Genomic DNA, 18,497 nt, shown 5'->3' with positions numbered 1-18,497 from the left:
ATCTGATCGAGGCCATCCGCAAGTTCTACTACACCGATGTCAGCGCCATCCTGCTGCTGATCATCCTGGCGGTGATGCTGATCGACCTCGGCACCGAACGCATGCGCCATGCCCTGCTGAGCCGGGAGAGCCGCTGATGAGCGCCATCACCGACACCGAGCGGGCCGAGATTCTCGCCCGGCATGCCGGAGCGATCCGCGGCTCGCTCACGGCCCGCATCGCCACCATCGGCACGATTGCGGCCCTGCTCGGCCTCTTCGTCTACGGGCTGACGACGTTGGAGACGACGCTCTGGCGCGTGCTCTCCGGCTTCGGCAATCTCGGCACCTTCGTCGCGCTAATGCTGCCGCCCGATCCCGGCTCCTGGGCGCGCACGATCATCTTCGTCCAGGCCCTGTTCGAGACGATCGCCATCGCCTTCCTCGGCACCGTCCTGGCCGCGATCCTGGCCTTGCCGCTCGGCTTCGTCGCGGCGCGCAACGTCATCGCCAACCGCCTCGTGCATTTCTTCGCCCGCCGCTCGCTCGACACCATCCGCGGCGTCGATGCGCTGATCTGGGCGCTGATCTGGGTGAATGTCGTCGGCCTCGGCCCCTTCGCCGGCATGCTCGCGATCATGACCGCCGATCTCGGCGCCTTCGGCAAGCTCTACTCGGAAGCGATCGAGGCGGCCGACCGCAAGCCCGTCGAGGGCGTGACCTCGGTGGGCGGCGGCAGACTGCACGAAATCCGCTTCGGCCTGCTGCCGCAGGTCCTGCCGGTGATCGCAAGCCAGGTGCTCTATTTCATCGAGTCGAACACCCGCTCCTCCACCATCATCGGCATCGTCGGCGCGGGCGGCATCGGGCTTTATCTCGCCGAGACCATCCGCACTCTGGAATGGCAGCAGGTGTCCTTTCTCATCCTGCTGATCCTCGTCGCCGTGTCGGTGATCGACCTCATCTCAAGCAGGCTGCGCTTCGCCATCATCGGCAAGCGGGCGGCGTAACGCACCGGGCGTCATTCTCGGGCGCCGCGAAGCGAAGACCCGCGTTTCCCCAGGATGAGGAGCGCTCGCCTTCTCAAATGCTCGGCTCGGCCCGAGCATGACGCTTCCGATCAATCGCCAAACGGCTCGATCACCATCTCCATGCGCTCGGCCGCAAAGACGCTCGTGACCAGATGCACCGGCGTCAGATCCGGCAGCGCATCGACCGCCGTGGAGATCATCACGGCCGATTCAGGGGCGATCTCCAGAAGTTCCGCCTCCTCCGCCACCGCGAGCCGCGCCGTCAGCCGGGTCGACAGGCGCACGTAGTCGGCGATGCCATAGCTCTTGAACGCCGCGGTGATCGAGCCTTCGGCCGCGCGATAGGCCTCGTCGAAATCCGGAAAGCGCTCGACGGCGAGCCAATGCGTACCGGTGCCCATCGGCACGCCATCGGCGAGGCTGACGCCGCGCACGCACCAGAGCGGCGTGCCCGTCTTCAGCCGGAGCGCCTGGCAGGCCGGCGCCTCACCGACGGCGATCCCGGCCGAGAGCATCCGGCTGGTGCCGGTGAGGCCGAGCTTGCCCATATTGCTGCGCATGCTGACGCGCCGGCCGATCGGATAGGGCAATCGCGGCGCCGTCACCTGCGTGCCACGCCCGCGTGAGACGCTGACCAGGCCCTGATCGGCGAGGTGGCGAAAGGCCTGCCGCACCGTATGCCGATGCACGCCATAGCGCTCCGCCAGCGCGACCGAGGCAGGCAATGTGTCGCCGAGCTTGTAATCGCCACGGCCGATCGCCTCGGCCAACTCGTCCGCGATACGTCGCCAGGCGGTCCCGCCGTCGCGCTCTGCCGCACCGGTATCCGTCACGAAACTGTCGCCCAAAATGTATAGACCTTTCTCATCGCATCGCCTATTATAGTCTAGACATTCGAGCCTGACCAGCGAGCCGTGCCGATGACCGACACTTGCCCACCCGAAAGTCCGCGTACGCCGAGGCAGATCTGGATGGCGACGCTCGCCCGCGCCTCCTGCGGCGAAATCGAAACGCTGCTCGAAGCCGTACCGGCCCATGAGGTCCTGAAGGCGCCGGAAACCGGGACCGTGATGGTCGAAGGCCGCGCCGGCGGCGCCGGTCGCCGCTTCAATCTGGGCGAAGCCACGGTGACGCGCTGCGTCGTGCGCCTGCCCCACGGCCGGCTCGGCTTTTCTTATGCGTTGGGCCGCGACGGTCGCAAAGCGCGGCTCGCCGCCCTGCTCGATGCCCGGCTTCAGGACGAGGAGGAGAGCAGCGCGCTGCATCGCGCCGTCGCTACCCTCGCCGAGGCTCAGCAGACCGCCCGCGAGCTCGCCTCGCGCAAGGCGGCCGCGACCAAGGTCGATTTCTTCACGATGGTGCGGGGCGCGTGATGGCGAGCGAGAGCATGATCACCGCCGGCTTCACCGACCCGGTCCTGCAGTCGCAGGCGACCTTCCGCGCCGTGCTCGCGGCCTTGTCCGAGCCCGGCACGAAGCAGCTCGTCGCCGGTGACGTCGCTCCGCCGGAGGGCCTCTGCGCGGCGACCGCGACCCTGCTGCTGACGCTCGCCGATTACGAAACGCCGATCTGGCTCGCCCCCGCGCTGCGCGAGGGGCCCGCGGGCGCCTGGCTGCGCTTTCATTGCGGCGCCCCGCTCGTCGACGCGCCCGGAGAGGCCGCCTTCGCCGTCATCGACGGCGCCGCGGCAGAGCCGGCGCTCTCGGCCTTCCATCCGGGCACGGACCAGTTTCCGGACCGATCCACGACGGTCGTCCTCCAGCTCGCGAACATGGAAGGCGGCAGCCCCTTGACGCTGTCCGGTCCGGGCATCCCCGGCACCCGCATCATTGCGCCATCGGGGCTGCGCGACGGCTTCGCCGACGAGCTGCACGCCAATGGCGCTCTCTATCCGCTCGGGATCGATGTCGTTCTCGCCTGCGGCGACGCCGTCATCGGCTTGCCCCGCTCGACCCGCATCGAGGAGACCGCCTGATGTATGTTGCCGTCAAAGGCGGCGAGGCCGCCATCCTGGCCACGCATGAGCTGGTCGCAGAAGCGCGGCGCGGCGATCCGGCGGTGCCGGAGATCTCCGTCGCCCAGATCCGCGAGCAGCAGGCTCTGGCCTGCGCCCGTGTAATGAACGAGGGCTCGCTCTACGATCGCGATCTGGCGGCGCTGGCGCTCAAGCAGTCGCAGGGCGACGTCATCGAGGCCGCCTTCCTGATGCGCGCCTATCGCACCACCCTGCCGCGCTTCGGCTCCTCCGAGCCGCTCGACACGGCCCGGATGGCGATCCGCCGCCGGGTCTCCGCCACCTACAAGGATCTGCCCGGTGGGCAGGTGCTCGGCGCGACCTACGACTACACCCACCGGCTCTTCGATTTCGGGTTGATGGAGGAGGAGCAATCGGCAGTCCGCAATCGGGCGTCGAAAACCTCCGGTCAGCCCGACTCCCCAATGCCCCCTGCCGATGGCCTCGATCCCCACATGCCCCGCGTCCCCGACATCCTCGGCGCCGAGGGCCTGATGGAGCCCGAGGAGCCGCCGCAGGGCGATCCGCGCCCCTTCGACCTGACGCGCGAGCCGGTCTCCTTCCCCGCCGATCGTGACGTCCGGCTGCAGGCGATGGCGCGCGGCGACGAGGGCTTCCTGCTCGGCCTCGGCTATTCGGTCCAGCGCGGCTACGGCAACAGCCACCCCTTCGTCGGCGAGGTCCGGGTCGGCGAGGTCGCGGTCGAATATGTGCCCGAGGAACTCGGCTTCGCCGTCGATCTCGGTGACATCACCATCACCGAATGCCAGATGGTCAACCAGTTCCAGGGTTCGAAGGACGTCCCCCCGCAATTCACCCGCGGCTACGGCCTCGTCTTCGGCCATGCCGAGCGCAAGGCGATGTCGATATCCCTGGTCGACCGGGCGTTGAAGGCGCGCGATTTCGGCGAGGCGGCGGAGTATCCGGCCCAGCAGGACGAGTTCGTTCTCTACCATTCGGACAATGTCGAGGCGGCCGGCTTCGTCGAGCACCTCAAGCTGCCGCATTACGTCGATTTCCAGGGCGAACTCGAACTGATCCGCCGCATCCGCAAGGAGCGGGAGGAACGTCTCGCCGGTGAGCAGGACGGCGACGGATCCCAGACCATGCCGGAGGCCGCGGAATGACCCTTCACCACATCCCGGTCGATGATACGAAGCCGGCTTACAATTACGCCTATCTCGACGAGCAGACCAAGCGGATGATCCGCCGGGCGCTGCTCAAGGCGGTCGCCGTTCCGGGCTATCAGGTGCCGTTCGGCTCGCGCGAGATGCCGCTCGCCCGCGGCTGGGGCACCGGCGGCATCCAGATCACCGCCTCGATCATCGGCCCGGCCGACATGCTGAAGGTGATCGACCAAGGCGCCGACGACACCACAAACGCCGTCTCGATCCGCCGCTTCTTCGAGCGCACCGCCGATGCCCGCACCACGGAGGCGACGGAGGATGCCACGATCATCCAGACCCGCCACCGCATCCCGGAGGCGCCGCTGAAAGCCGGGCAGACCATCGTCTACCAGGTTCCGCAGCCCGAGCCGCTGCGCAAGCTGGAGCCGCGCGAGGCCGAGACCCGCAAGATGCACGCCTGGGCCGAATACGGGCTGATGCAGGTCAAGCTCTATGAGAGTATCGCCCGTTTCGGCGAGGTGACGACGACCTACGATTATCCGGTGCTGGTGAACGGCCGTTATGTCACGGCGCCCTCGCCGATCCCAAAATTCGACAATCCGAAGATGCATGATTGCCCGGCGCTGCAGCTCTTCGGCGCCGGCCGCGAAAAGCGCATCTACGCGATCCCGCCTCATACCAGCGTCAGGAGCCTCGATTTCGAGGACCATCCCTTCCGCATCCAGAGCTGGAACGAGCCCTGCGCGCTGTGCGGCGCCGCCGATTCCTATCTCGACGAGGTGGTGATCGACGATCGCGGCGGGCGCATGTTCGTCTGCTCCGACAGCCACTACTGCGAGACGCGCCGTTCGCAGGGCCATCGCGGTGCCCTGTTGGGGGACGCGGCAGCGAGCGGGCTCGTCGCCGCCCCGTCATTGCCAGGAGGCGAGGCCGACGAAGCAATCCAGGAGCGGCAGCGCTCTACGCCTCCTGGTTTGCTTCGCTCCGCTCGCAATGACGGGACAGGAGACACGCAATGACCATCCACGCCACCTTCCCCGACACCGATCTCGATCCCGCCCCGCTGCTCTCGGTCTCCGGCGTCTCGCGCTTTTATGGCGAGCGCATCGGCTGCACCGGGGTCTCCTTCGATCTCTGGCCCGGCGAGGTGCTCGGCATCGTCGGCGAATCCGGCTCCGGCAAATCGACGCTGCTGCGCTGCCTCGCCGGCATCGACAAGCCCGATGAGGGCGAGGTGCTGTTCCGGGGCGGGCCCGAGCCGCTCGACATCTATTCGGTCTCCGAGCAGGAGCGCCGTCGGCTCATGCGCACGGCCTGGGGCATCGTCCACCAGAACCCGCGCGACGGGCTGCGGATGGACGTCACCGCCGGCGGCAATGTCGGCGAGCGGCTGATGGATCGCGGCGACCGTCATTACGGACGCATCCGCGAGCGCGCGCTGGACTGGCTCGCCCGCGTCGAGATCGCGGGCGCCCGCATCGACGACAGGCCGCGCCAGTTCTCCGGCGGCATGCAGCAGCGCCTGCAGATCGCCCGCGTGCTGGTCTCCGAGCCGCGCCTCGTCTTCATGGACGAGCCGACCGGAGGCCTCGACGTCTCGGTGCAGGCCCGCCTGCTGGATCTGCTGCGCGTGCTGGTGCGTGATCTCGGCCTCGCCGCGATCATCGTCACCCACGACCTCGCCGTGGCGCGTCTGCTGACCGACCGGCTGATGGTGATGAAGGACGGCCGGGTCGTCGAGCAGGGCCTGACCGATCAGGTGCTCGACGATCCGCACCATGCCTATACGCAGCTTCTGACCTCGGCGGTGCTGACGGTATGACGGGCTTCGTTCAACCCACCTGGTCCGGCTTCGGCAACCCGGCGCAGCAGGACAGGACCGTACATCCCCACCAAGCCGTCGAGCACGAGGTCGAGCGCGGCCTTCCCGGACCGGTCCCGGAACGGCCGGGCATGGAGGCCGGTTCGCGCGCTGCCCGACAGGAGCCGAGTGGCGTACCCGTCACATCCTCGTCACCTCGCCGGAACAAGGCACTGAGCCCATGACCACGATGATTCAGGTCGAGAACGTCGCCAAGACCTTCACCCTGCACAATCAGGGCGGGGCGCGCCTGCCTGTCTTCGACGACGTTAATTTCAGCGTCGCCGCTGGCGAGGCGCTGGTGCTCGCGGGCGCGTCCGGCGCGGGCAAGTCGAGCCTGCTTCGCATCCTCTACGGCAATTACAAGCCGACCTCCGGCTCGATCCGCATCACCCATGCAGGCCGGCCGATCGACATCGTCTCGGCGGTGCCCCGCACGGTGCTGGATGTGCGCCGTCGCACCCTCGGCTTCGTCTCGCAGTTCCTGCGCGTCATTCCGCGCGTCTCGGCGCTCGACATCGTGCGCGACCCGCTGCTGGCGCGCGGCGCCTCGCCGGAGGTCGCGACGCAGAAGGCCAGCGCCATGCTGGCCCGGCTCAACCTGCCGGAACGACTGTGGAATCTCGCTCCGGCCACGTTCTCCGGTGGCGAGCAGCAGCGCGTCAACATCGCCCGCTCCTTCGTCGATCCCTCGCCGATCATGCTGATCGACGAGCCGACCGCCTCGCTCGATGCCGCCAATCGCGACGTCGTCGTCGAGCTCATCGCCGAGGCCCGCGCCGCCGGCTCAGCCATCGTGGGCATCTTCCACGACGAGGCGGTGCGGGAGAAGGTCGCGACGCGCTATCTCGACATCACCGCATTCCGGAAGGCCGCCTGATGCAGACCGTTCTCACCAACGCCAGACTGATCCTCGAGAACGAGGTCGTCACCGGCACCGTCTCCTTCGACGAGAGCGGCATCACGGCGGTCGACCAGGGCAACTCCTCCCTGCCGGGCGCGATCGACGCCGGCGGCGACTATGTCGCGCCGGGCCTCGTCGAGATGCACACCGACAATATGGAAAAGCACTTCATGCCGCGCCCCAAGGTCTTCTGGCCGAACGGGCTGGCGGCGGCGCTGGTCCATGACGCGCAGATGGCGGCCGCCGGCGTGACCACCGTCTACGACGCCGTTTGCGCCGGCACGCCCTTCTCGGCCAAGGACTATCGAAAGGACATCTTCGCCGATGTCATGAAGGCGCTCGCCGAAGGCAAGCGCGAGAACCTCTTCCGCATCGACCACCGCATCCATATGCGCTGCGAGCTGACGAGCCCGGAGCTGCTCGCCGACATCGCGCCCTATCAGGACGACGCGCTGGTGCAGCTCGTCTCGCTGATGGACCACACCCCCGGCCAGCGGCAATGGCGCAACATCGAGCACCTCAAGACCTATGCGGTCGGCAACGGCAAAACCGAGCAGGAATTCGAGGAGGATGTGGTGATGCGCCAGAAGGAAGGCGCCGCCAATGTCGGCCGCAACTGGCAGGCGGTGGTCGAGATCTTCCGCAATCGCGGCATCCCGCTCGCCACCCATGACGACACCACGCCGGAACATGTCGAGGAAGGCATCGCCTCCGGTGCCGTGATCTCCGAATTCCCGACCACGGTGGAGGCGGCGCAGGCCGCCAAGGCTCATGGCCTCGCCACGGTGGCCGGCGCGCCGAACGTTGTGCGCGGCGGCTCGCATTCCGGCGGCGTCTCGGTGTCGGAACTGGCCGAAAAGGGGCTGCTCGACGGCCTGTCCTCCGACTACGTCCCGGCGAGCCTGCTGCAGGCGGTGGTGAAGCTGCATGCGGATCACGGCATCGCGCTGCCGGACGCCATGGGCATGGTCACCTGGAAGATCGCCGACATCCTCGGCCTTCAGGATCGCGGCCACCTCAAGCCCGGCCTGCGCGCCGATCTCGTCCGCTTCAAGGTGCTGGGGCCGACGCCGGTCCTCTCCGCCGTGTGGTCGCAAGGGATGCGCGCATTTTGAGCCCACGCTACGCGCTCTACTACGCTCCTTCGGCCGCGAGCGCCCTTTGGCGCTTCGGCTCGCAGGTGCTCGGCTACGACGCTCTCACCGGCGAGGATGTGCCCGCTCTTCATCCGCCCGGTTGCGATCCCGCCGATTGGGCGCAGGCGACGGCCGAGCCGCGGCGCTATGGTTTCCACGCCACGCTGAAGGCCCCCTTCGAGCTGGCGGCCGGGCGTAGCGAAGACCAGCTGCGCGCCTTCGCCCGCAACCAGGCGGCGGCACTCGAAAGCGTGGTGCTTCCGGGCCTGGCGGTCTCCGCGCTCGGACGCTTCGTCGCGCTCATCCCGGCCGAGCCGAGCCCGGCCCTGCAGCACCTCGCCTTCTCGGTGGTTCAGGCCTTCGAGCCCTTCCGCGCCCCTCTATCCGACGCGGAAAGGGCCCGGCGCCTCGCCAGCCCGCTCACCCCGGCGCAGCACGCCTATCTGGAAGCCTATGGCTATCCTTATGTCGGCGACGCCTTCCGCTTCCACATGACGTTGACCGGCTCGCTCGACCGCGACCGGGTCGAACCCGCTCGGGAAGCTCTGGCGCAGGCCTATTCCGCGGCCGTTCCAGCCGGCCCGGTCGCGATCGACCGCCTCGCGCTCTATCGGCAGGCAGACCGCGCCGGCCGCTTCCGCCTCATCGAATCCTATCGGCTGGGATGAATAAGCCTCGTTGCGAGCGCAGCAAAGCCAGACTCCTCGCAGGAAAGGCTGGCGGGCTCTGTGCCGGCAAGGGCCTAACCTGTCGTGTCCTGCAGCAACGTGACGAGATCGTCCGCGGCCTCCCCGACGCTGCGATCGTTCAGGATCGTGACGATGCGCGCCCGCCGCGACGTCAGCGGCGCTTCACGGGCCAGGCGGGCGGCGATATCCGCCTCGCTCTCCCGGCCGCGCGCGGCCAGCCGCTTGGCCAGCACGGCAGTCGGAGCCGTGATGTTGACGACCACCACACGCTGCGCCAGGGCCTCGGCCGCCGCGACCGCACCACGCGACACGTTGACGATGACGACGCAGCCTGCCGCGATCGGCGCCAGCTCCGCCGCCGGAATGCCATAGCTCAGCCCATGCGCGCGCCAGCTCAGCGCCATCTCTCCGCGCTCCTGAGCCGCCGCAAAGGCGGCCTCGTCGCAGCTGTCATGGTCTTCGGCGCCCGCCATGGCGGGCCGGGTGATCAGCCGGCGCGCGAAGCGGAAGCGCGCATCCCCGGCAAGAGCGGCGCGCGCCGCCTCCATCAACGTGTCCTTGCCGGCACCGGACGGACCCACCACCAGAACCAGCGCTCCGGGACCCGGAGCCGAAGCAGCATCGTGAGAAAGGATCGACGTCATGGCCGGAAAGAAGCTCGGGCTGGAACCGGTGATCGACCCGACCGCGCAGGTCAGGCAGGCGACGCTCGGGCGCTACACGGAAATCGGTGCCCGCACCGTCTTCGCCGAGTCGACGCTCGGTGACTACTCCTATGTCGTGAACGACTCCAATGTCATCTACACGACGATCGGCAAGTTCTGCTCGATCGCGGCGATGACGCGGATCAATCCGGGCAATCACCCGATGGACCGGGCCAGCCAGTCGCATTTCACCTATCGCGCTTCGGCCTATTTCGAGGATGCGCAGGACGACGCGGCCTTCTTCGACTGGCGCCGCGCGCATGCGGTCACCATCGGCCACGACGTCTGGATCGGCCATGGCGCCATCGTCCTGGCCGGCCGCAGCATCGGCACCGGCGCGGTGGTGGCCGGCGGCGCCATCGTGACCAAGGATGTGGCGCCTTATACCATCGTCGCAGGCAACCCCGCCCGGGTCATCCGCCGGCGCTTCCCGGAAGCCGTGGCGGCGCGGCTGATGGCACTCGCCTGGTGGGATTGGAGCCACGAAACGCTGCGCGAAGCGCTGTCGGATTTCCAGGCGCTCCCGGCGGAGGCATTTCTGGAGCGATGGGAGCCAAGCTGACTGCCAGCACGGTCGCTGCCTCGGATTGACACAGATCAAGAGCCGCACTCACAAGTTGTTAACGCTAAGATGCGACTATGCCGGGAGATCGGAAGGGTCTTCTCGCAATCGGGGCATTGTCACATGGCGTCGGATCAACTGGCTGCTCGGCTTGAATTCATCGGGCTCGACGCGAAGGCGCAGAGTCGCATCCGCGACGTGCGCGAGCCGCTGCAGGCGGCGATCCCGGTCGCGTTGGACGCATTCTATGCGCAGCTGCGCAACTGGCCCGAGACCAAAGGCTTCTTTTCCAGCGAACAGCACATGGAGGGCGCCAAGAAGCGCCAGAGCGGCCATTGGGATGTGATCGCCAACGCCCAGTTCGACCAGAGCTACGTCAATGCCGTCACCCAGATCGGCAAGGTCCATGCGCGGATCGGGCTGGAGCCGCGCTGGTATATCGGCGGCTACGCCCTGATCATCGAGAAGCTCATCGCCGGGGTGCTCGAGGCGCGCTGGCCCAAGACCCGCTTCGGCGGCAAGGCCGAGGGTGCAGCCGACCGGGCCGCCGAAATCGCCGCCATCGTCAAGGCGGCGATGCTGGATATGGACTATGCCATCTCCGTCTATCTGGAAGCGTCGGAATCCGCCCGCCTCGAGGCCGAGGCCAAGGCTCGCGCCATCGAGGAAACCAAGATGGCGGAGCGCGAGCGCGCGATTGCACTCGTCCGCACCGGCCTCACCGCCCTCGCCCAGGGCGACCTGACCCATCGCATGTCGAAGGACATCCCGGCCGAATATTCGGAGATCCGCGACACCTTCAACGAGGCGATCGCGCGTCTTCAGGAGATGGTCGACACCATCAAGACCACCTCGATCTCCATCGCCAACTCGTCGCGGGAGATCAATGCCGGCGCCGACGATCTGTCGGGCCGCACCGAGCAGCAGGCCTCGGCGCTGGAGCAGAGCGCCGCCACCACCGAGGAACTGGCCGCGTCGGTCAAGACCTCGGCCGAGGCCTCGCGACGCTCGGTCTCGCTGGCGGACGACGCCACGCAGGTCGCCCGCACCGGCGGCACTATCGTGAGGGACGCCACCGAGGCCATGTCCCGGATCGAAAGCGCCTCCAAGAAGATCTCGGAGATCACCGACGTCATCGACGGCATCGCCTTCCAGACGAACCTGCTGGCGCTCAACGCCGCGGTCGAGGCGGCGCGCGCCGGCGAGGCGGGTCGCGGCTTCGCCGTCGTCGCCGCAGAGGTTCGCGCGCTGGCGCAGCGCTCGGCCGACGCCGCCAAGGACATCACCGGCCTCATCGCCTCCTCCGATATCGAGGTGACGGAAGGCGTGCGTCTCGTGCGCCTGGCCGGCGACACGCTGGAGAAGATCGTCGATGCTTCGGCCAAGGTCTCGGCCACCATCGGCGAGATTGCGCAGGCCTCGCTCGAACAGGCAAACGGCATCGAGGAGATGAGCCAGACCGTGAGCCATATGGACGAGATGACGCAGCAGAACGCCGCGCTGGCGGAAGAAAGCGCCGCCTCCGCCCGCACGCTGATGGACCAGATCGAACAGCTGAACAGGCTCGTGGCGACGTTCCGCACCGACAATCGCGCGCAGCCTGCCGCCGCCAGCCGGCGCGCGGCCTGAGGCACGGCCTCCCGCCCGCTGCCCCGAACGGGTTCTACACGCCGCTCCCGCGCAGCCGCCACACGCTGCTGCGCTTGATCTCGGCATCCTCCAGCGAACGGGTCACCGGCACCTGATAGGATGCGATCTCCTCGAGATTCTCGCGCGGCAGGTAGCTGCGGCCGGGATCCCCCACCAGGACCGTCGCGCCGCGGCGGTTCAACTGTTCGAGCCAGTCCATGACCGCCTCTGCCATGGCGCGCTCGTAGCAGACATCGCCGGCGCAGATCACCTCCCAGCCCTCGTCGCGCCCGACCAGATCCTCCAGCCGGGCCGAAACGGCCACGCCATTGGCCTCGGCGTTGATGGCGATGGCCGCCGTGGCGAAACCGTCGATGTCGCAAGCCTCGACCCGGGCGGCGCCCGCCTTCGCCGCCGCGATCGCGACGAGGCCGGAGCCGGAGGCGAAATCCAGCACATGACGCCCGGCGACGAGGCTCGGATGGTCGAGCAGATGGCGGGCGAGCGCCTGCCCGCCGGCCCAGGCGAAGGCCCAGAAGGGCGGCGGCAGACCGATGACGGCGAGCTCGTCCTCCGTCTTCTGCCAGAGGTCCGTCGCCTCCTCGGCGACATGCAGCGCGATCTCCGGCGCATGCGGCACCGGCAGCAGCCGCGTCTGCGCGATGATGAAGGCGGCGCGCTCTTCGGCGCTCGCAAGCCCGCTCATGCGGCGATATCCGTGCCCGGCAGGTCCAGCAGCCTTCGATAGAGCGCCTTGACCGTGTTCATCACGTCGCGCTCGGTGTGCCCGTCGAGCAAACGGTTGCGGGCATTGGCGCCCATTCGCTCGGCGAGGCCCGGCGCGCGTGCGAACGCGATCAGCGCCCGCGCGAGCGCCGCCGCGTCCTCGACCGGCACCACCATGCCGTCCTGACCGTCGCGCACGAAGCTGCGGCAGCCGGGCACATTGGTGGTTAGGATCGGCCGACCGCAGGAGGCCGCCTCCAGAATGGTGCGCGGCAGGCCTTCGCCCCCGCGCGACGGCAGCAGGCACAGATGATGCGCCTTCCAGACGCCTTCGATGTCGCGGGTGGGGCCGGCCCAGTCGATGCCCGGCCGCGCCGCCCATTCCTTCAGCGTCGCTTCCGGGATCGCTTTGGGATTGGAGTGATCGGGCGCGCCATGGATCGTCAGCGTGACGCGGGCCCCTTCGGCGCGGGCCAGCCGCACCGCCTCGACCGCGAGATCGACCCCCTTCGACCACAGCATCCGCGCCACCAGCGCGACCTTGAGCGGCGGCGCCGGCGGCATCGGTGCCGGCAGCAGGATCAGCGGATCGACCCCCGCCCCGCCCACGATCGCGACCTTGGCCGCGTCCTGCGGATCGAGACCCAGCGTGACCGGATCATCTGGATTCTCGAACAGGAAACGCACCTTCGGCCCGTCGATGGCGCCGCGCAGCCAGGCCACGGTGGCCAGACGCGCGGCACCCGCCAAAGGATCCTTGCGGGCGCCCAGAAAGCCGAGGCCGGTCAGCGCGTAGACTCGCCGGTCGACCCCCGCGAGCTTGCCAGCCAGGCCCGCGAGCGCGATCGGCTTCAGCGCGATGCAGTGCAGGATGTCGGGCCGCTCGGCGGCTATCAGGCGCTTGAGCGAGCCGATCTGCTTCCACAGAGCGCGCGGGTCCATGCTGCGCCGTTCGGCCTCCAGCGGGATCAGGCGCGCGCCCGCCGCCTCGATGACCTTCCGGTGGCTGCGCTCTCGCGCGATGACCGCGACGGAAAAGCCCATCTCCCGCGCCGCCCGCGCCATCGGCAGGAAATGCGAGGCGAAGAACCAGTCTTCCGTGGCGACGAAAAGCAGCTTGCGGGACATGGGCTCATCAGGCCGAGACGGCGCCGGGCGTCAAGAGCGGGGATCGTTCGGGTAGGTCAACGCAGAGCACCGCCGGCTCGCCAAACACGGGAGCGCTCATGAAAAGGGGCGCTGAAGCGCCCCCAATCCACTGCGACCGTAACGGGAAGACCGCCTCAGCGGCGCTTGCCCGCCCCTCGCATCTGCATGTACTGCACGGCTTCCAGCAGCACCTTGCGCGGACGCTCCGCATCGCGCTTGGCCTGCTCCGCCTTGCGGGCAGCCTCGCGGGCGAGCTCTTCCTGGCGCTTCTCTTCCTCGATCCGCGCCCGCTCCAGTGCGGCCAGGCGCTCCTGCTCGGCCCGGATCTTGGCCTTCTCCGCCTCGCGCTCGGCGCGGGCCCTGGCGATGGCCTCCCGCTCCTCGCGTCGCTGCACCATCGCCGGATCGTCGGCCTTCGGCCGTGCCTTGAAGCGCTCGAGCAGCGCCTGCTTGGCCTTGGCGGAGTTGGACTGACGGTCGGTGAAGCTGCGGTCGTTCGGGTTCTTCAAGGGTGATCTTCTCTCGGGTTGTTACGGACCGATAAAAAGGTCCGCGCGGGCGGAATAATCCAGATTGCGCCAAATTGGTATCGAAATCAGCGCGCAGGCGCCGTGCTTCCAGCGCGCAACGGGCGCTGTATCGGCGTTTGGGGCCAGGATGTGGCCCTCGCGCCACGCGCTCTGCGCCTGCGTACATGGCGACGGCCGGGCCCGTTTTCAAGGCGGCGCACCGTCAGGCTGAGCGTCTCGTGCTTTACAACGGCCGCCTTTTCGCCAAGAGGCATAGGCTCGACCCGCAAACGATCGCCAGCCCGTGCAGACCCCTTCGCTCTCTTCCTTCCGCCGGATCGTCGTCAAGGTCGGCTCCAGTCTGCTGGTGGACCGGGCGCGGGGCCGCTTGCGCCACGCCTGGCTCGCGGCACTCGCCGAGGATTTGGCGGAGCTTCACCAGAACGGGGCGGATATCCTCGTGGTCTCCTCCGGCGCCATCGCGCTGGGCCGCACCGTGCTTGGCCTGCCCTCCGGCCCGCTGCGCCTCGAGGAAAGCCAGACGGCGGCGGCGGTGGGCCAGATCGCGCTTGCCCGCAATTGGGCCGAGGCGCTCGGCGCCCATGACCTGACTGCCGGCCAGATCCTGCTGACGCTGTCGGACACCGAGCAGCGGCGGCGCTATCTCAACGCCCGCGCCACGCTCGGGCGCCTGCTGGATCTGCGCGCGATCCCGGTGATCAACGAGAACGACACCGTCGCGACCACCGAAATCCGTTATGGCGACAATGATAGGCTCGCCGCCCGCGTCGCGACCATGGCCGGCGCCGACCTTCTGGTGCTGTTCTCCGATATCGACGGGCTCTACACCGCACCGCCCGCCAAGGACCCCGAGGCGCGGCACATCCCCGTGGTCGAACGCATCACGCCCGAGATCGACGCGATGGCGGGCGGCGCCGCCTCCGAACTCTCGCGCGGCGGCATGCGCACCAAGATCGAGGCCGGCAAGATCGCCGCCGCCGGTGGGACCCATATGCTGATCGCCGATGGCCGCGCCAAGAATCCGCTCGCGGCGATCGCAGCCGGGGGACGATGCACCTGGTTTCTCACCGCCTCGACCCCTGCCACGGCGCGCAAGACCTGGATCGCCGGCACGCTGGAGCCGCGCGGCACGCTGCATGTCGATGCCGGCGCGGCTCGGGCATTGCGGGGCGGAGCGAGCCTGCTGCCAGTCGGAGTCGCCCGCATCGAGGGCCAGTTCTCCCGTGGCGATGCGGTGTCGATCCGCGATCCGGAGGGAGCCCTGCTTGGCCGCGGCCTCGTCGCCTATGACGCGGAGGAGGCGGCGCTCGTCCTGGGCAAGGCTTCCCGCGACATCGAGGCGGTGCTGGGCTATCCCGGCCGCGCCGAAATGATCCACCGGGACGACATGGCCCTCGGGCTGGGCTAAGGTGCTCGCAGTTCCGCAAGAACGCGCCGTCATTCGGGGCGGATCGAACCGCAGTCTCGGGATGATGGGCACTTTCATGGTCGGTCGGGCTTCGACCAGTTCGGATTGAGTTGAGATGACGAGCGACAGCGCCCTGCGCATCATCGCCAGCGAGGCCGACGCGGATGTCGGCGCCGTGATGGAGGAGATCGGCACCCGTGCGCGCGCCGCCGCGCGGGCGATCGCGCTTGCCCCGGCCGATCGTCGCAATGCGGCGCTGCAGGCGATGGCGGCAGCGCTGCGCCAGCGCGCATCGTGTATTCTCGCCGCCAATGCACAGGATCTGGCGGATGGCCGCAAGGCGGGCCTCGCCGCCTCCTTCATCGACCGGCTGGCGCTCGATGAGGAGCGGCTGGCCGCCATCGCCGATGCGGTCGCCGAGGTGGCCGGGCTCGCGGACCCGCTCGGGCGCGTGCTAGCCGAATGGACCCGGCCCAACGGCCTGCGATTCGAGCGCGTCGCCACCCCGCTCGGCGTCGTCGCGGTCATCTTCGAAAGCCGGCCGAACGTCACCGCCGATGCCGGCGCGCTGTGCCTGAAGAGCGGCAATGCCGCGATCCTGCGGGCCGGCTCCGATTCCTTCCGCTCCTCCACGGAGATCGCCGCCGCCATGCGCGCCGGGCTGGAGGAAGCAGGCCTGCCCGCCGACGCGATCCAGCTCGTGCCGACGCGAGACCGCGCCGCGGTCGGCGAAATCCTGGCCGGGCTCGGCGGCACGGTCGATGTCGTCGTGCCGCGCGGCGGCAAGAGCCTCGTCGCCCGGGTGCAGAGCGAGGCGCGCGTGCCGGTCTTCGCCCATCTCGACGGCAACTGCCATGTCTATGTCGATCGCGCCGCCGATCTCGCCATGGCCCGAGACATCCTGCTCAACGCCAAGCTGCGCCGAACCGGCGTGTGCGGCGCGGCCGAGACGCTTCTGGTCGACGAAGCCTGCGCCGATACGCATCTGGCCCCGCTGGTCACAGCTTTGCTGGAAGCCGGCTGCGCCGTGCGTGGCGATACGGCGACGCAGGCGGCCGACCCACGTGTCACCGTCGCGAGCGAAGCCGATTGGGCGACGGAATATCTCGACCGCATCATCGCCGTGAAGGTCGTCGCCGGCCTCGATGCCGCGATCGATCATATCGAGCGCTGGGGCTCGCACCACACCGATGCGATCGTGACCACGGACGAGGCGGCGGCGGGGCGCTTCCTGGCGGAGGTCGATTCGGCGATCGTGATCCACAACGCCTCGACCCAGTTCGCCGATGGCGGCGAGTTCGGCTTCGGCGCCGAGATCGGCATCGCCACGGGGCGGATGCATGCGCGCGGCCCGGTCGGCGTCGAGCAGCTCTGCTCGTTCAAGTACCGCGTTCACGGCGCCGGCCAGATCCGGCCCTGACGAAAAGCGCGGGCAGCATGGGCAACGATCATCTGCGGCTGCCGCCCCATGCGCCGGGGCTCGCGATCGGGCTGTTCGGCGGCAGCTTCAACCCGGCCCATGACGGCCATCGCCTGGCGAGCCTCACCGCGCTGCGCCGCCTCCAGCTCGACAGGGTCTGGTGGCTGGTCACGCCCGGCAATCCGCTCAAGGACAATGCGAGATTGCCGCCGCTGGCCGAGCGGGTGCGCCAGGCCCGGCAGGTCGCGGGCAAGGCGCGCATCCAGGTCACCGGCATCGAGGCCACGCTGCGCACCCGCTACACCGCCGACACGCTCCGGGCCCTCAAGCGGCGCTGCCCCGGCGTGCATTTCGTCTGGATCATGGGCTCGGACAATCTGGCGAGCTTCCACCGCTGGAACGAGTGGCGCAGCATCGCGCGCATGATGCCGATCGCGATCATCGACCGGCCGGGTTCGACCCACTCGGCCATGGCCTCGCCTGCCGCGAACTGGCTCTCGCGCTGGCGCCTGCCGGAGAGCCGGGCCGCCGGCCTGGCCGCCAGCGGCCCGCCCGCCTGGGTCTTCCTGCACGGCAAACGCTCGCCGCTGTCCTCCACGCAGTTGCGGCATCAGGCCGGCCGCGATTGAACTGCACCCTCAACCGGCCTATTTTAGCTGCGTCGCGCCGTGGGCGCGCCCGTTTTTCGAGAGGATAAGTCCCTGACCCGTCAAACCCTTGGCGAAGCCGAACCGAAGCCGCTTCCTCCGGCCGCTGTCTCGGAGAACCCCTCCGCGCAAAGCGTCGCCCTCGCCCAGCGCGTGCTCGAAGACATGAAGGCCGAGGACATCACGGTCATCGACCTCGTCGGCAAGACCTCGCTGGCGGATGCGATGATCATCGCGTCCGGCAATGTGAACCGCCATGTCGCCGCCATTTCAGAGGCACTGATCGAGGCGATGAAGAATGCCGGCATGGCGACGCCGAAGGTCGAGGGCATGCCCGCCTGCGACTGGGTGCTGATCGACACCGGCGACATCATCGTCCACGTCTTCCGGCCGGAAGTGCGCCAGTTCTACAATCTCGAAAAGATGTGGGGCACCGACCGCCCCCATGAACGCCTGGACAGCTGAAGACCGCCGCCGATGCGCCTCGCGGTGATCGCCGTCGGCCGGCTCAAGGACGGGCCGGAGCGAGAACTCTGCGAGCGCTATCGCGAGCGCGCCGTCGCGCTTGGCCGCACGATCGGGCTGAGCGGGCCTGATCTCGTCGAACTGCCGGAAGGGCGCGGACGCAGGCCCGACGAACGCAAGCGGGAGGAGGCCGAGGCGATCCTCGGCAGGCTCCAGCCCGGCCTCGTGATCGCGCTCGACGAGCGCGGCCGCAGCCTCGGCAGCGAGGCCTTCGCCCAGCGCCTCGCCGCCGCGCGCGATTCCGGCATCTCCCATGCCAGCTTCGTCATCGGCGGGGCGGACGGCCTCAGCGAGACCATTCGCGAGCGGGCGGAGCTGACGCTCGCTTTCGGCGCGCTGACCCTGCCGCACCAGATCGTCCGCGCGCTGGTGCTGGAACAGGTCTACCGGGCCATGACGATCGTCTCCGGCCATCCCTATCATCGCGTATGAGCTCGTTTCGCTCCCTGATTCGCGC

21 protein-coding genes and 1 pseudogene are annotated in these 18,497 nt (G+C 68.8%); 17 read left to right on the top strand and 5 right to left on the bottom strand.

Annotation, left to right across the window (positions count from 1 at the left end):
- A pseudogene (locus ACOJTB_RS10905) lies at positions 1-137 on the top strand (phosphonate ABC transporter, permease protein PhnE); the annotation flags it as partial.
- Positions 137-988 carry a phosphonate ABC transporter, permease protein PhnE gene (gene phnE, locus ACOJTB_RS10900; protein ID WP_420102546.1) on the top strand — a complete coding sequence of 284 codons (852 nt, stop codon included), beginning with the start codon at positions 137-139 and terminating at the stop codon, positions 986-988. The pseudogene ACOJTB_RS10905 and the gene phnE, both read left to right, overlap by 1 nt.
- Before the next feature lie 110 nt (positions 989-1,098).
- Here phnE and phnF read toward each other — a convergent pair whose 3' ends face one another.
- Positions 1,099-1,842: a phosphonate metabolism transcriptional regulator PhnF gene (phnF, locus tag ACOJTB_RS10895; RefSeq protein WP_420102545.1), complete on the bottom strand. Its 744-nt coding sequence runs from the start codon at positions 1,840-1,842 to the stop codon at positions 1,099-1,101.
- Between the two features lie 138 nt (positions 1,843-1,980).
- Between phnF and phnG the strand changes: the two genes are divergently transcribed.
- From phnG to ACOJTB_RS10855, 8 genes are all read left to right on the top strand, one after another.
- Complete coding sequence (gene phnG / locus ACOJTB_RS10890) at positions 1,981-2,382, top strand: phosphonate C-P lyase system protein PhnG (protein WP_420102544.1); 402 nt, start codon at positions 1,981-1,983, stop codon at positions 2,380-2,382.
- Positions 2,383-2,396: 14 nt separating this feature from the next.
- Complete coding sequence (gene phnH / locus ACOJTB_RS10885) at positions 2,397-2,984, top strand: phosphonate C-P lyase system protein PhnH (protein WP_420102543.1); 588 nt, start codon at positions 2,397-2,399, stop codon at positions 2,982-2,984.
- The gene (locus tag ACOJTB_RS10880) at positions 2,984-4,150 is read left to right on the top strand and encodes a carbon-phosphorus lyase complex subunit (protein WP_420102542.1); all 1,167 of its coding nucleotides are present in this window, start codon (positions 2,984-2,986) and stop codon (positions 4,148-4,150) included. Before phnH ends, ACOJTB_RS10880 begins: the two co-directional genes overlap by 1 nt.
- Positions 4,147-5,169, top strand: coding sequence for an alpha-D-ribose 1-methylphosphonate 5-phosphate C-P-lyase PhnJ (locus ACOJTB_RS10875; RefSeq protein WP_420102541.1), 1,023 nt, complete (start codon positions 4,147-4,149; stop codon positions 5,167-5,169). The genes ACOJTB_RS10880 and ACOJTB_RS10875 overlap by 4 nt, the downstream gene beginning before the upstream one ends.
- Entirely contained in the window at positions 5,166-5,972 is an 807-nt protein-coding gene (gene phnK, locus ACOJTB_RS10870) for a phosphonate C-P lyase system protein PhnK (protein WP_420102540.1), read from the top strand. The genes ACOJTB_RS10875 and phnK overlap by 4 nt, the downstream gene beginning before the upstream one ends.
- Positions 5,973-6,192: 220 nt before the next feature.
- Positions 6,193-6,891, top strand: a complete 699-nt coding sequence (phnL, locus tag ACOJTB_RS10865) for a phosphonate C-P lyase system protein PhnL (protein WP_420102539.1) — start codon at positions 6,193-6,195, stop codon at positions 6,889-6,891.
- Positions 6,891-8,030, top strand: coding sequence for an alpha-D-ribose 1-methylphosphonate 5-triphosphate diphosphatase (locus ACOJTB_RS10860; RefSeq protein ID WP_420102538.1), 1,140 nt, complete (start codon positions 6,891-6,893; stop codon positions 8,028-8,030). Before phnL ends, ACOJTB_RS10860 begins: the two co-directional genes overlap by 1 nt.
- Positions 8,027-8,719: a DUF1045 domain-containing protein gene (locus tag ACOJTB_RS10855; RefSeq protein ID WP_420102537.1), complete on the top strand. Its 693-nt coding sequence runs from the start codon at positions 8,027-8,029 to the stop codon at positions 8,717-8,719. Before ACOJTB_RS10860 ends, ACOJTB_RS10855 begins: the two co-directional genes overlap by 4 nt.
- Positions 8,720-8,793: 74 nt before the next feature.
- Here ACOJTB_RS10855 and phnN read toward each other — a convergent pair whose 3' ends face one another.
- A complete protein-coding gene (gene phnN / locus ACOJTB_RS10850; RefSeq protein ID WP_420102536.1) occupies positions 8,794-9,384 on the bottom strand; it encodes a phosphonate metabolism protein/1,5-bisphosphokinase (PRPP-forming) PhnN in 591 nt (196 codons plus the stop codon).
- On the opposite strand from phnN, the gene ACOJTB_RS10845 reads away from it, so the two are divergent.
- Both ACOJTB_RS10845 and ACOJTB_RS10840 read left to right on the top strand, forming a co-directional pair.
- Positions 9,383-10,006 carry a transferase hexapeptide repeat family protein gene (locus tag ACOJTB_RS10845; protein WP_420102535.1) on the top strand — a complete coding sequence of 208 codons (624 nt, stop codon included), beginning with the start codon at positions 9,383-9,385 and terminating at the stop codon, positions 10,004-10,006. The two genes, phnN and ACOJTB_RS10845, sit on opposite strands and share 2 nt — an antisense overlap.
- 123 nt (positions 10,007-10,129) lie before the next feature.
- Positions 10,130-11,635 (top strand): methyl-accepting chemotaxis protein, encoded by a 1,506-nt coding sequence (locus tag ACOJTB_RS10840; protein WP_420102534.1) that lies wholly within the window; start codon positions 10,130-10,132, stop codon positions 11,633-11,635.
- Between the two features lie 34 nt (positions 11,636-11,669).
- Here the strand turns inward: ACOJTB_RS10840 and ACOJTB_RS10835 are convergent, their stop codons facing one another.
- The 3 genes from ACOJTB_RS10835 to ACOJTB_RS10825 form a co-directional block, all read right to left on the bottom strand.
- Positions 11,670-12,341 (bottom strand): class I SAM-dependent methyltransferase, encoded by a 672-nt coding sequence (locus ACOJTB_RS10835; protein WP_420102533.1) that lies wholly within the window; start codon positions 12,339-12,341, stop codon positions 11,670-11,672.
- A complete protein-coding gene (locus ACOJTB_RS10830) occupies positions 12,338-13,489 on the bottom strand; it encodes a glycosyltransferase family 4 protein (RefSeq protein WP_420102532.1) in 1,152 nt (383 codons plus the stop codon). Before ACOJTB_RS10830 ends, ACOJTB_RS10835 begins: the two co-directional genes overlap by 4 nt.
- Before the next feature lie 155 nt (positions 13,490-13,644).
- Complete coding sequence (locus ACOJTB_RS10825; RefSeq protein WP_420102531.1) at positions 13,645-14,019, bottom strand: DUF6481 family protein; 375 nt, start codon at positions 14,017-14,019, stop codon at positions 13,645-13,647.
- A gap of 304 nt (positions 14,020-14,323) precedes the next feature.
- Here ACOJTB_RS10825 and proB point away from each other — a divergent pair, with 304 nt between their 5' ends.
- The 5 genes from proB to rlmH all read left to right on the top strand — a co-directional run bounded on the left by proB (position 14,324) and on the right by rlmH (position 18,472).
- Positions 14,324-15,448 (top strand): glutamate 5-kinase, encoded by a 1,125-nt coding sequence (gene proB / locus ACOJTB_RS10820; RefSeq protein WP_420102530.1) that lies wholly within the window; start codon positions 14,324-14,326, stop codon positions 15,446-15,448.
- 115 nt (positions 15,449-15,563) lie between these two features.
- The gene (locus ACOJTB_RS10815; protein ID WP_420102529.1) at positions 15,564-16,868 is read left to right on the top strand and encodes a glutamate-5-semialdehyde dehydrogenase; all 1,305 of its coding nucleotides are present in this window, start codon (positions 15,564-15,566) and stop codon (positions 16,866-16,868) included.
- 17 nt (positions 16,869-16,885) lie between these two features.
- Positions 16,886-17,497, top strand: a complete 612-nt coding sequence (locus ACOJTB_RS10810; protein ID WP_420102528.1) for a nicotinate-nucleotide adenylyltransferase — start codon at positions 16,886-16,888, stop codon at positions 17,495-17,497.
- Between the two features lie 171 nt (positions 17,498-17,668).
- The gene (rsfS, locus tag ACOJTB_RS10805; protein WP_420102527.1) at positions 17,669-17,980 is read left to right on the top strand and encodes a ribosome silencing factor; all 312 of its coding nucleotides are present in this window, start codon (positions 17,669-17,671) and stop codon (positions 17,978-17,980) included.
- Positions 17,981-17,992: 12 nt separating this feature from the next.
- A complete protein-coding gene (gene rlmH / locus ACOJTB_RS10800; RefSeq protein ID WP_420102526.1) occupies positions 17,993-18,472 on the top strand; it encodes a 23S rRNA (pseudouridine(1915)-N(3))-methyltransferase RlmH in 480 nt (159 codons plus the stop codon).
- The last annotated feature ends 25 nt before the right edge of the window (positions 18,473-18,497 follow it).

This window comes from Allobosea sp., from assembly GCF_048595345.1.
GTDB lineage: Bacteria > Pseudomonadota > Alphaproteobacteria > Rhizobiales > Beijerinckiaceae > Allobosea.
The sequence above is the reverse complement of the archived record's forward strand: the minus strand, read 5'-3'. Positions and strand labels throughout refer to the sequence as shown.